The organism is Methanomassiliicoccales archaeon (genome assembly GCA_013415695.1).
Lineage (GTDB): Archaea > Thermoplasmatota > Thermoplasmata > Methanomassiliicoccales > JAAEEP01 > JAAEEP01.
Genome location: JAAEEP010000031.1, coordinates 1 through 13,120, shown reverse-complemented (window position 1 = coordinate 13,120; position 13,120 = coordinate 1). Strand labels below are relative to the sequence as shown.

The 13,120-nt window shown below is 53.5% G+C and carries 10 protein-coding genes; 3 read left to right on the top strand and 7 right to left on the bottom strand.

Translation table 11 applies throughout. From position 1 onward, the window contains the following. From GKC03_09845 to GKC03_09825, 5 genes are all read right to left on the bottom strand, one after another. The coding region (locus GKC03_09845) for a fibronectin type III domain-containing protein (protein ID NYT12829.1) at positions 1 to 801 on the bottom strand (801 nt) is incomplete at its 3' end. Between the two features lie 211 nt (positions 802 to 1,012). Next, entirely contained in the window at positions 1,013 to 1,477 is a 465-nt protein-coding gene (locus GKC03_09840) for a PQQ-like beta-propeller repeat protein (GenBank protein ID NYT12828.1), read from the bottom strand. An 18-nt stretch (positions 1,478 to 1,495) separates the two neighbouring features. Then, a complete protein-coding gene (locus tag GKC03_09835; protein NYT12827.1) occupies positions 1,496 to 1,798 on the bottom strand; it encodes a hypothetical protein in 303 nt (100 codons plus the stop codon). A gap of 119 nt (positions 1,799 to 1,917) precedes the next feature. Next, positions 1,918 to 2,670 (bottom strand): hypothetical protein, encoded by a 753-nt coding sequence (locus tag GKC03_09830; GenBank protein ID NYT12826.1) that lies wholly within the window; start codon positions 2,668 to 2,670, stop codon positions 1,918 to 1,920. Next, positions 2,655 to 2,828: a hypothetical protein gene (locus tag GKC03_09825; protein ID NYT12825.1), complete on the bottom strand. Its 174-nt coding sequence runs from the start codon at positions 2,826 to 2,828 to the stop codon at positions 2,655 to 2,657. The genes GKC03_09830 and GKC03_09825 overlap by 16 nt, the downstream gene beginning before the upstream one ends. A 184-nt stretch (positions 2,829 to 3,012) precedes the next feature. Here GKC03_09825 and GKC03_09820 point away from each other — a divergent pair, with 184 nt between their 5' ends. Further along, positions 3,013 to 3,951, top strand: a complete 939-nt coding sequence (locus tag GKC03_09820; GenBank protein ID NYT12824.1) for a hypothetical protein — start codon at positions 3,013 to 3,015, stop codon at positions 3,949 to 3,951. A gap of 152 nt (positions 3,952 to 4,103) precedes the next feature. Next, complete coding sequence (wecB, locus tag GKC03_09815) at positions 4,104 to 5,180, top strand: UDP-N-acetylglucosamine 2-epimerase (non-hydrolyzing) (GenBank protein ID NYT12823.1); 1,077 nt, start codon at positions 4,104 to 4,106, stop codon at positions 5,178 to 5,180. A gap of 19 nt (positions 5,181 to 5,199) precedes the next feature. On the opposite strand, the gene GKC03_09810 is transcribed toward wecB, so the two are convergent. After that, positions 5,200 to 5,901, bottom strand: coding sequence for a hypothetical protein (locus tag GKC03_09810; GenBank protein NYT12822.1), 702 nt, complete (start codon positions 5,899 to 5,901; stop codon positions 5,200 to 5,202). A 163-nt stretch (positions 5,902 to 6,064) separates the two neighbouring features. Here GKC03_09810 and GKC03_09805 point away from each other — a divergent pair, with 163 nt between their 5' ends. Further along, positions 6,065 to 6,298 carry a hypothetical protein gene (locus GKC03_09805; GenBank protein ID NYT12821.1) on the top strand — a complete coding sequence of 78 codons (234 nt, stop codon included), beginning with the start codon at positions 6,065 to 6,067 and terminating at the stop codon, positions 6,296 to 6,298. Here the strand turns inward: GKC03_09805 and GKC03_09800 are convergent. Next, positions 6,290 to 13,120, bottom strand: a 6,831-nt coding sequence (locus tag GKC03_09800) for a hypothetical protein (GenBank protein ID NYT12820.1), incomplete at its 5' end; no start/stop codon positions are given. The two genes, GKC03_09805 and GKC03_09800, sit on opposite strands and share 9 nt — an antisense overlap.

Here is a 13,120-nt window from a genome sequence, read left to right as displayed (position 1 = left end):
CGGGGTGGCGATGAGATTCTGTGGCGCGGAGGGCACTGTTCCCGTACCTCCGACATGGACCATCACCGGCGTTGAGTTCTCGCTCTTCCCGTAGCTGTTCTCCGCCTTCAACGCGTAGTAGTAATCGTTGCCAGGATTGGCGTAGTCCTCGAACTCGAAAGTGTTCCAGTCACCCTCGGCGATCCTGAAGATGTAGTCGATGGTCTCGGGGGTCTCCCCCTTGTACAGGCTGTAGCTGCGGACGGTGGTGCTACCCTCAACCGCGGGCTTGGAGAAGGTGATCCCTGCCGAGTAGACAAGGTTCGTCACCTCCACATTGGTGGGTGCTCCGGGCACATCTCCCGTATCGCTTGGAGTGGCCGAGACTTCGTCCGACTCAGGACCCTCTCCGTAGTCGCTGATCGCCGTGATCTTGTAGTAGTAGGTGTCACCGTTGGTGACGTCAGTGTCCTCGTAGAAGTTTACCCCCACCCCTACATGGTCGATGGGTGAGGGGTCCTGCCCCCCAGAGGTGTCTCCACGATAGATTGCGTATCTCTTTATCAGCTCCGACCCCTGGGACGATGGGTGCTCCCACCAGAGCCAGACAAATCCGTCGCCCCTGTCTGCGGTCACGTTCAGCGGCTCGGACGGAGCGGCTGGTGTCAAGGCCAGAGCTGCTTCATCATTCACAATATCATCACCAGGCACACCCGCGGATTCCGCCGCGGGGGCCGTGAAAAGGACCAAAAGGCAAGAGACCGTCAGCAGTGTCACAAGGAAGTAACATGCCAATGACTTTGCCCACTCCTTTCTGTTCAAATGATCTCCCCTCCAGTCATTGAGGATTTCAAGGTAGGACCTTGGAGTAAAAAGGCATCACGAGGACCCTAGAATAAATCCCCCCGATGAGATACGAATTGTGGAATTGATAATGGTTGCGAAGAACCCGGTAATCGCTAGGAGATGAGCGCCTTCTACCTGCGATGAATGCAGTATCGCATAGATATCTTGGATGGTGAGATCATGATTCTCATGATATTGCGTACATAGTGGTCGCCGCCGCCTCGAAGTCCCACACCATGAAGTATAAGGTGCCCTCCTCTCCGATCACGATGGACCCGGCCAGCCCCTGGACATCATACGACCATTTCTTCTTGCCATCCTGATTCAATGCGTATATGCCGTCCCAACAGCTGAACAGGATGGTGCCATCATTGCAGGTGACGATGGAGGAAATCATCGTGCCGTCGAAGATCTTGTAGGTCCAATCCAGTTCACCATTCGGATTGACCGCATGAATGTAGCTGAATTGCCCCTCGAATCCATTCTCGCTGATGTATATCGTCCCATCCTGTCCTATTGCGCAAGCGAAGCAGTTCACATCAACCGGAAATTGCCAGAGGATATTGCCTTCTGACCCCACGGCAACGATCGCATCCTCGTCGTTGTGAACGTATATCGTATCGTCGTTGCCTATGATGGGGGTGAACGACATTCCCCAATGAGATGCTCCTCATGCAAGGGATGCATTCCATTTGACTGAACCATCGGGATTGACTGCCAGGAGTGTCTTGTCCCATCCCATGGTCATTATATGGCAAAAACCATCGAACTCGAGCGTCCATTCCAACTCGAAAGGCGGACTATCAGCAAGGTATGGGCTTCTGCCGTTGTGCTGGGGGTTGCCTCCGAACATCGGCCAAGGGGCATAGTATCCATCATCGCCCTCCCCCTGAGGGATGAAAAGGAAAGCCATGACTCCCACCACCACAACAACGGCAACCACAACTACCAAGATCTGAACCTTCCCCACCATGATTATCAATAGTCTCTTTCTCTCTTATTCATTACGGAAAAGACACACGATGGCTTGATTCTTCATTTGAATGGGTGACAACCTTTATTCGGCCCTTGCGATTGGACTTCTGACGAACCCTATAGTTTCGATTTGTTCAGCAGGCTCAAGAGCTTCTCCTTCTCCAATCCAAGACGGTGGGCACCGATTATCCCCCTTCTGAGGAGCGATCTGAGATAGACGATGTCGTGAACATCCACCCTCTTCGACTTCTTCTTGATCTCATGTTGCCCGTATATCAGGGTGCTTCTTTTTCGATAGAGTTCCATCATGTTCTTGAACACCTGCTCGGATTCCTCCTCGGGAGTGCCTAAAAGTGCCGCGGCATTCCTCGAGACGGAGTAACTGGTCTCCGTGGTAGCAGGACTGAACAGCGCCTCCAACCCATCCATCAGGATCAGGAATGAGAGTTTTGGCGAGGCGACCTCGTAGGAGTACTCGTATAGCTCATAGGCAAGTTGGAGGTACGGGAATTCAAATGGCAGTTCCAGCTCATCGATGTGAGCCTGTAGCTCATCCACCTCTAACAATTCCAATTTTAACTTGGTCGGTATGGGTGGAACGTCCACCCGTCCGCAGACAGTGATCAGGCTGGGCCCTTCTTCACCCATGGCATAGTAGAAGCTCACGATCGGGGCGACATTCCCTTCCTTGAACAGCCTGATCTTGGCCAGCTGATTCGATAGATAGCCGTTCTCGATCTCCTTCTGGAACTCAATTATCTCGTTGGGAATGCGTAGCAAGCGGCCGTCCTCGTCGAATTTCAGATCGGCCTCCAGCTGGTTCAAGACTATGGTCGCATTTCCTTGATCGTCTATCAGATCGCCTGCCACAGGGGAACATTCCGCTCGATGAGGTCCACGAGTCCCATCGCCTTCACCAAAGGAGGTGATTCGATCCTGAACCCTAGGTCGAGCTTGATCCACTTCAGGTTGCTGTTCGCGTTGGAAAGGAAGCAGAGGAAGTTCACCAGCAAGGAATTACCGTTCATCACTAGGCCGGATATCATATATCATTTTATTTCCCCTACATTGATTCGCATTCAGAATTCATAGCTGTCACTTGTTCTTAGAATTCTGATCCTTAGTTCATGAGACAATCATGGATCTAGCCACCCTGGGGAGGGAGAAGGATTAATAATTCTCAAGGACTAATCGTAACCGGGGAGTCCGAACTTGAACGAATTGAATGTCGCTACCCACCTCAAACGAGAATTACAGAGCGAGGGGATACAGTTGAGGATAATCCCCATCTCCCGTTGGAATGAGATAAGGGACGAGATCAACCAGACCCTTGATGGATTAACAGACCCGGGAATTCTCGAGTACATCAGAAGATACTATGATTTCGATATCGAGAACAGCTTTCATGATCCGAGGTCACTGTTGATATTGAGCGTCCCGACTTGGAAGGTCCGATTTCGTTTCAATTACGATGATAGGGAGATCGAAGCGATCGTTCCTTCTGCCTACATGGATTTCTTTCGTGTGAAGGACAGGATCGATTCCATTCTGGAAAGGTCGCTGGGAGCAAGCGGTTTCAAGTTCGAGTTTCTGAGTATTCCCGCGAAACTGCTTGCTGTCAGGAGTGGTTTGGCCAGGTATGGTCGCAATAACATAACATATGTGGAGGATGCGGGTAGCTTTATCCGGCTCATGATCTACGCTTCGGACCTTCCCGTCGAAGATCACGAATGGCACGAGAAGAGGAAGATGGACAGGTGCGAAAGATGCGATCTCTGTCTCGACAACTGCCCCACTGGAGCTATAGACAGCTCGAGGTTCCTTCTTCGAGCTGAAAGATGCCTAACCTATTTCAACGAGTGGGAGTCGGATATCCCAGAGTGGTTGGAGGGTTCTTGGCACAACTGCCTGATCGGATGCTTGAGATGCCAGGAGGTGTGTCCCGCGAACAAGGAGGTCAGGAGAAATATCATCGAGGGCGCAACCTTCTCCGGCGAGGAAATTGAAATTCTAATGAGGGTGACCAAGATAGAGGACCTTCCTAGGCCGCTCAGGATGAAGGTTGAGGAATCAGGTCTATCGGAGCTCTATCCCGTTCTTCCAAGGAACATCGGTTTGTTGCTCTGCCATCGCCCGGACAAATCTGAGTGAAGTGACCTTACTGTCGGTGCGGTTCAAGTGAGGTGTTTTCAATCATTTCGAATATCCAATTGAACATACATCCTTTCTTAAACATTCGAGTTATTATTTGAAAAAAGGAGCGGTCCATTAGAGCCCTATCTTGAAATTTCAGGAGAATAGAAATGATATCTGTCGTACTTGGAACCCGTCCCGAGATAATCAAGATGTCTCCTATCATCCGTGAGCTGGAAGAGAGGGGATTGGAATATCAAACCATCCATACGGGCCAGCATTACTCATACGAGATGGATCGGATCTTCTTCGAGGAGCTGGAGTTACCTTTACCTGATATCAATCTCGATGTTGGATCGGGCACTCAGGCGAATCAGACCGGCAGGATGCTCCCTAAGATCGAAAGGGCACTCATCGACAATCATTCGGAAGTTGTGCTGGTGCAGGGAGACACCAATACAGTGTTGGCTGGAGCTCTTGCAGCATCCAAGCTCGATATTCCAGTAGGTCATGTGGAAGCCGGTCTTAGATCGTACGACCGAACCATGCCGGAAGAGATCAATCGCGTTCTTGCAGACCACATATCCACTCAGCTTTACGCTCCCACTGAGCAATCCAGGGAGAACCTCGCTCGTGAGGGCATCATCAATGGAGTATTCGTCACCGGGAACACAGTGGTCGACGCAGCGTTCCAGAACATGGAGATATCCAAGACGAAGAGCCATCCACTGAGGGACCTGGGCATCGAGCCGAGCAACTACTTCCTGGTCACGGCTCACAGGCAGGAGAATGTGGATTACAGTGATCGCCTCTCCGGTATGATTCTGGGGCTTGAGAAGATCAGCGAGAAGGAGGGCATACCCATGATCTTTCCAGCTCATCCGAGGACGAGAAAGATGCTCAAGGCCTTCGACATCGAGGTCGAGAACATTCAGATAATCGAGCCCGTGGGTTACCTCGATTTTCTTCAACTCGAAGCGAATGCAAGGTTGGTCCTCACTGATTCGGGTGGCGTCCAGGAGGAGACCTGCGTCCTAGGGACTCCGTGCGTCACCCTCAGGGACAATACAGAGAGACCGGAGACGGTGAAAGCGGGATCGAACATTCTTGCCGGTGTCGATCCCGCAAGGATGGTGGGGGCGGTGGATCAGATGATCTCCCGCGAGAGGAAATGGATCAATCCGTATGGCGACGGAAAGGCGTCGGCGAGAATCGTCGGACTCGTCAGCGAACTGCTCGATTCATAGGGCCCGATCTCTAGGATCACTAGATATTTCCGTAGACCTTCCTGCTGTCCATTACCATCTTGATAAGCGGTGCAAGGTTGGAAATGATCTTGGATTCCGCCTTTCTCAGATGCTCAGAGTATGTAGATCTAGAGACTCCAGCTCGATTAGCGAGAAAATCCATGTCGACCTGCTTCGGTTCATCGAAGTATCCAAGTGAGAAGGCCTCGGTGAGCGCGCTGAGCTGCTTCTCGGTTATGCCGGAGAATATGCTCGATGAGGACAGGAACACCTCGGTGGCGAACGAGACGAAGTTGAAGTCCTTGAGCGATACCAGGTTCACACCGAACCCCCAGTTCTTCATGCGATTGACCGCCCTCCGGATCCCATCCCGATCCTGGCAGATCACGCGATAGTGCCCCTTTCCGCCCTGGAAGATGAGCGGTTGGACATACCAGCAGTTCTCATCCTGAAGAATGGTGGAGATGTTCACCGGGTCGCAGTCGCACTCGGAGCTCAGCAGGCGCATCATCCCGGACCGCTTGAACATGACGCTCTTGTCCCTGAAGAACTCGCTTTCCTCCTCCAGTCTGTCAAGATCATCGACGCTTTCCGAGTGGAGCTCGTACATGTGGATGTTCGCGTTGCACCAGACCATCACCTTGGATTCGGGATAGCGATCGGTGATGTCGCACAAGTGCGATTTCATGGAGATCTCGAGATTGGCCTCGCAAATGCTCATGATGATAATATTCGCAGAGCGGCATTAAGCTTTTACACCGGCGCAGGCCGGTTCGGCCGTTGGCCAGATGATCTTCGTGAAACCGCTCGTTCTCGAATCATAACCTGCGCACGCCGGTAGAAAGTCTACCAATGAGTTCGGCATAGTATCCTTCGGCGATGAAATGATCTCATGGGCCGATGTAGAGAGCAGGGCGATGCGCCCCAAGGTCGAGGGTCAGGCTAGAGGACATTCCCAGATCAGGATGGAGGACTCAGATCCTTCAGGCATTCTAGACAGGATATCGGAAGCGGTCGGCAGGAGTTCCTGGCTCCTCTCGAGAAAGAGGGGGTCAAAGAGCGGGTCCGTTCTTTCCGACGGTCACAAAGATGATTCCTGGGCGGAGATCTCAAGGTGAGCGCACGACCATTGAGGGCTGAAGCTGGAGAGCGTCCATCGATGTGCAGCCAGTATCCTTCCACCCATGGTCGAACCAGATGATGAGTATTATGAAATCGCTTCCCATGAACGGGATGTTGCCATGCGCTCCATCCAGGGCCCCCTCGAGCGTGAGGGAGTGGCTGTTCGGGGTAAGCACTCTTGCATTCCCCAGGTCTGAGACCCTGAAGAACACCTCCAGGTCCTCGTGGCCATCATTGTTCACATCCATGAAGGTGTGCTTCACCTCCCCGTTCCTCAGGATGACCGGACTCACTCCCCCGATGTTCACGGTATCGATGTCTATCCAGCGGACATCCAGGTCTTCGGATCCTAGAACGGCTACGCGTATCAATCCGTTGCTTATGAGGTTGACTGTGTTCCACTTGTTCCCAGGCTGGATGTCGATTTCCACATGCAGGAAGGACATGGAACCTCCAATTCCGAATAAGGACAGCTCGGAAACCGTCGCCCACACGAAGCCCTCGTAGCTATTGCCGTAGAGGTCGACGTTGGTGGTGTTCACCCCGACCTCGAACACCCAGCTCAGCGAGGGATCGATCTTCACCCAGGATCCCTTGATTTCATCGTACTTGTACAGGGCCAGAGTGCTCTCGTTGAGGTCCTCAAGATCGTCCAGGTCTCCGTCCCCCGTTCTGTCGAGCTCCTCCAGGGTGTAGTAGATCCGTATCTGGAACTTGTCGTAGACCTCCATGCCCGGACGGGCCAGATCCTCGACGTCCACCTCGATGTACTTTCCGAGGGACGTCTCCCAGGCCTTGAGTCCGGATGTCTGGTCGAGCACATGAGGTGAGGAGGAGGAGTCGTATTTGGTGATGTTTATCCTCGGTCTGGTACCCTCCTCGTCGGCGATCCCCGAGACCATCGTGTCGGTCTTCTTAACCACATCAATATCGTCGATGGCGAAGAAATCGTACGAGGTGCCATCGAGACCGCGCGTCCTCAGGTTCTTGCAGTACTCCACGATGACGAAGTTCTCGAAGACAGATACGGTCTTCTCCCTGAGTATTCCCAGCACCGATATGTGGTCCATGGGCAGCGGGTTGGCCAGCATCACGACCGTCTGGGTGTCGTTCCACAATCCATTCCTCACGGCCATTCTTCCCTGCTCCGTGTTCCTCATGTCATCGAGGACATCGCCGCAATCCTCCAGTATCTGGCAGATGAGGCTCCACACCTCACCTTCCTCTGGCTCGCCCACAAGCACTATGCGCGAGGCGTTTGTATGGTTGACGAGCAGTTCGGCCACGGTCACAACGGTAACGTTTGTGTAGTTGCCCAGGTTGAGGGCGAACTCTACATTCTTCTCGGAGGGATCATAGGCCAGCACCAGGCTGTCTGCGAACTGGATCGTGGAATCCTCGTCCTCCCCGTCGAGGAAACCGTCCCCGTCGGTGTCCCTGTTCAACGGATCGGTGCCGTTGTTGATCTCATCACCATCAAGTAACCCGTCCTCATCGGTGTCGTTGTTCAGCGGATCGAGCCAGTTGTCTATCTCCTCCTTGTCCTCTAGACCATCACCGTCGGAGTCGTTGTTGTTTGGATCGGTTTCGTAGAATATCTCATAGCCGTCACCTAACCCATCACCATCGGAGTCGTTGTTGTTGGGATCCGCGCCGCTGCTGTTCTCGTAGTTGTCGAACATCAGGTCCCCGTCCGAATCCGGGTCGAGCGGGTCCGAGCCGAACTGGATCTCCTCCAGGTCAGTCAGCCCGTCCTCGTCGGTATCCGCTTTGTTGGGATCCGTACCGTGGAATAACTCCTCCTTGTCAGTGAGGCCGTCCCCGTCGGTGTCGCGAAGGTGGGGGTTGCTGCGCTGGTTCTTCTCCTTCCCATCATCTACCCCATCGCCGTCCGTGTCGTAGTGCCTCGGGTCGGTGAAGGGCGGAACACACTCCTCGGTGTAATCCGAAAGCCCATCACCGTCGGTGTCAAGGTCCGAGGGATTTGTCCCGAGATCGAACTCCTCGGAGTCGTTGAGGCCGTCCGAGTCCGTATCCTTCATGAAAGGATCGCTGGAAACGTGAATGGTGAGCATGCCGGTCTCATTGGTGAAGGTCACGCTCCATCCCTTGGTCTCCTCCCCATCCTTCAGGCCGTCCCCGTCGGTGTCCACCAGATCGGGGTCGAAGAGTATTATGACCTCGGCGGTCGACCTCCACTTCTGTATCCGGTAGTTGCCGGCGTCGACCACGTACAGGAAGCCATCCCCGTCCACCACCACGCCAGAAGGATCGCTCAACCAGACGTTCTGGGTATCGTTGCCGTACCAATCCTCGATGAATATCTCGAACCTTCCCCCGGTGAAGAACTTCTGAATCCGGTCGTTGCCCGCATCCACCACATAGGTGAATCCCTGGGTATCAACCGCTATCCCTGTCGGCCCGTTGAACTGTCCATCCCCGCTTCCAAATCCTCCAAAGATGGATGCAAGATTGCCGTCTGAATCGAACTTCTGGACGCGGTTGTTAAGCGTGTCCGTGACGTAAACGAAACCGTTCGAATCGATCGCTATGTCGGTGGGGGAATTGAATTCACCGTTGCCCGCGCCATGTGTTCCCCATTCGGTGATGAACGTGCCATCGGAGGTGAACTTCTGGACACGGTAATTGCCGCTATCCACCACGTAGACGAACCCTTGGGAATCGAGGGCAATGCCCCTGGGCTCTGTGAACTCCCCCTCTCCGGTGCCAGGTGTTCCCCACCCGCTGATGAAATTCCAATTGGAATCGAACCGCTGAATGCGGTTGTTGCCTGTTTCGACCACGTAGAAATCGCCGTTCTCTCCGGCAACCATCCCGCTGGGGAGGCGGAACCGTTCAAAATCCTTTCCGTATTGGCCCCACTGATCCAAGAAGGTGCCGCTGGAGTCGTACTCCTGAATGCGGTGCTTGTAGGTGTCAGCCACCACAATATTTCCAGATGGATCCATCACGACTCCACGGAGTTCCCCAACGCCCCGGCCGAAACTGGAGACACGGAAAATGGGATCTATACTATGGAAGAAGCACTCGATGGTAGCATCGCCATAAGACTCAAAATCCAGATCCAACACGTAGACGATCCCGAGGGAGTTAACGGCAACGGAAAATGGGCTGTGGAACTCCCCCTGTTCGTATCCGAACCCCACCATTTTGGTGAGGTAGTTACCCTCCGAATCGAACTTCTGTATGCGATTATTCACCATATCCGTAACGAAGATGGACCCCTCTCCGTCCACGGTAATCCCCACTGGTGAATTTAACTGACCATTCCCGCTACCAAGGCCCCCGAATTCAAGTATGAAGCTCCCATTGGAATCGAACTTCTGCACCCTGTTGTTATTCCCATCTGTGACATACAAGAATCCCTCAGCGTCGACGACAATGTCATTTGGGGAGCTGAACCTCCCAGGCCCGGAACCTGACGAGCCCCATGTGGAAACAAGAGTTCCATTGGGGTCGAACTTCAGGACGCGGTCGTAGCCCAAATCGGTGACATAAACGAAGCCGTCAGAATCTACAGCCACCCCGGAATAGAATCCGGGCTGTCCCTCTATTATGCTAGGGATTCCCCAAGAGGTGACGAACGTCCCGTTCGAATAGAACTTCTGTATTCGGCCGTTGCCCGAATCCACCACGTACACGAACTCATCCGTATCAACGGCTATTCCATTCATTCTTCTGAATTGACCATCTCCGGTTCCAGATGAGCCCCAACTTCCGAGGTATGTGCCGTCGATGTCGAACTTCTTGATTCGATTTTCATTCGAATCCGCGAAGTACACGATGTCATCATCGATAGCGATGAACCCCGTCAACCCGAAGAACAATCCAGCACTGGATCCAACTCTGCCAAGTGAGAGAGTAAATTCGTATCTCGTCATATCGGTTTTGAACGCCTGGATGCGTGCATTGCCGAAATCCGCTATGAAGATGGATCCATCTTCACTGGTGTCTATCCCCATGGGTATGTTGAACTGATCATCACCCGACCCTGCGCTTCCCAGTTGTCTGATTAACTCACCCTCGGAGTTGTACACCTGGACCATGTTCGACCTGGAAATCGTGGTCAGGATGAATCCCTCTGAATCGATCGCGATGCCGAACGGGTTGCTTTCAGTCCCGCGTGTGTCCCATTTGCCGGAGTAATTCCCGTTCGTATCGAACTTATGTATGCGGCAGTTGGCCGAGTCGGCCACGTACACAAGGCCTTCAGGATCCACCACGATCCCCTTGGGACCGCTCAGCTGCCCATCTCCGGTTCCAGTGCCCCCGAACATCGACACGAACGTCCCGTTCGAATAGAACTTCTGGACCCGATCGAGGGCCTTGTCTGTCACGTAGACGAAGCCCTCCGCATCCACCGCTATGCCCCAGGGTCCAATGAACTGTCCTATGCCGGTACCCGCACTTCCCCAGGCAAGGACGAAGTTGCCCATTGAATCGAACTTCTGGATCCTCCGATTTCCCGAATCCACCACGTAAACGAATCCTTCGCCGTCGACGGCGATATCGTATGGGTCGGCGAACTGTCCATCTTTTGATCCATACCCTCCGAATATGGTCAGATACCTTCCCTTTTGATCCAGCTTGACCACACGGTTCCCGGTCCGGTCGACGACATACACTGAACCATCGTCGTCGTCCACCGCCACATCCATCGGATTCTGGAACTGCATGACCCATGAGTCATGATCATCCCAATAATCGACGTACTCGGTGGTCGAAGTTATACTGATCCTGGCCACGTCGAATATCCCATCACCATTGGTGTCCTTGGACATGGGATTGAGATTGCTCCAGTATTCTAACTGGTCACCCACACCGTCCATATCGGAATCGTTCCGAAGGGGATCGGAGTGGGCCAGCCACAGGAACTCGGTGCCGTTGTACTTGAAGAATGCGATCCAGCCCGACAGCTCCAGGCTGTCCGAAAGGCCATCGCCATCGGTGTCCTCCATCGTGGTATTGGTGCCTTGCACGACCTCGATACTGTCGTCCAGGCCGTCACCGTCAGTATCCGATCTGAGGGGATCCGCGCCGATATCCAATTCGAACTTGTCGTTCAATCGATCCCCATCGGTGTCCCACTTCCAGATGTCAGTGATCGTTTCATCGATGTCATTCACTCCGTCATGGTCCCTGTCGAGAGGAGTGATCTCCCTCCAATCTACGAATTCATCCAGGGTATTGGGCATGACGTCCACGTAGAATGTGGACATCTCAGAGCTGTCCGAGTCCGTGTAGGTCTTCCTCTGATCGTACGGAACGAAGAGAATCCACCACCTCTCACGGTACCATATCTTGTAATCGTAATCTAGGTTAACGGTGATCGGGAAGTTGCTCATCCCGATCCCCGGTTCTATGAAGGCCCCTATCTGGTAGTAGGTGTCCGTCCAGCGCTCAGAGTAATCGGAGTTGTGCCCGTCAACGGGACTGCCAACCTGTGTGGTGGGTATTGTTGCGCCATACGAGTATGATCCTGGTGGAGCGACGATGCTGCAGGTCGGCTTGATGTAGCTGTCATGAATCTCGCTCCAGTAGGTGTAGGGACTCTCGCTTGCATCGAATGCTCTACCTCTCGCCAGGGCTTTGTACTCGATCCGGTCCCCAGCGGTCAGGCCATTGTTATCGTAATCGTAGGTGGTGACGAAGTTGTCGATTATGTCCAGATCAAGGTTGGTCAGTTTAGTGACGCTGTGTATAATGCTGATTATCCACTCTATGAACCATTGGGAGAGCGAACCGCCCCATCCCGTCAGCCAGCCGAAAAGCCATGTGAAGAAATCCAGTCCCGCTATCACCAGGGCGATTATCCATCCCACGACGGGTATCATGCCTATGGCAAGCACCGTCAAGGCGTAGACGGCGGTAAGCACCGTGGTTGCGATGGCCACGTTGAACTCTGGGGAGGAGTGATCCATGTCACTGCTCAGGATCTGATAAAGGGAGTAACCAAATCCCACGATTATCAGGACCGCCTCGATGGCGTCGAGTGCCTTTCCGATGCCGTCGATGATCTTCCATGCCTTTCCCGCGCTGCCCGGCATGTCTGGAAGCCCGTTCATCCCCTTCTTCCACAGCTTCATCTCAGCGAACAGCTTGGTGTCTGGCAGTGACCATTTCCCGGTCTTCACCATCGACTGGGCGTAATCCCAACCGTTGAGGAACTGAATGCTCTCCATGAATATCTGGACCGAAATGAGCGTGGAGTCCATAGAGAGCTGAAGCCAATCGGGCGGGAGGTCCTCCAGATCCGGGGCAGTCGGGAAGTCCATGTCCAAACCATCCACAGAGGTGATCACTGTCTCGCCGTTGTTCCAGACCAGCAGGTAGGTAGCAAGGTCGTCAAGGGCATCCTCACTCAAGCCCCAATCCCTTATGTCCATGAGGAACTCCTCGATGGGCAGGAACCCTCCCGAATCGGAGTTGTACGAGAAGGTCTTCAGGGTCTTGGCCTCCACCAGTTGCCTCTCGCTCATGTCGACCTCGCATCTACTACCCAGTATGCATGAGCTGGTGGCAAGCTCTCCCACCTCGAAGGGAACTATCGAGTTCTCGATGGCCACGATCAGCGGGTGGGTCTCACCATCATCCATGGATTCGAGAACGGTGGGCATCATCTCGCCCATGAGGGAGGACATGGCCAGGTCCTTGTTAGGAAACGAATCGATGATGAATTCCAAGTCTATCCCGTGATCGCCGAGAATCCCCACTGCATCCGAGAGATGATTGGTGGAGTTCCTCAGAAAATCGAAAGAAAGCTCGAAGTTGCCGGCGAACCATTGCCTCATGTCATC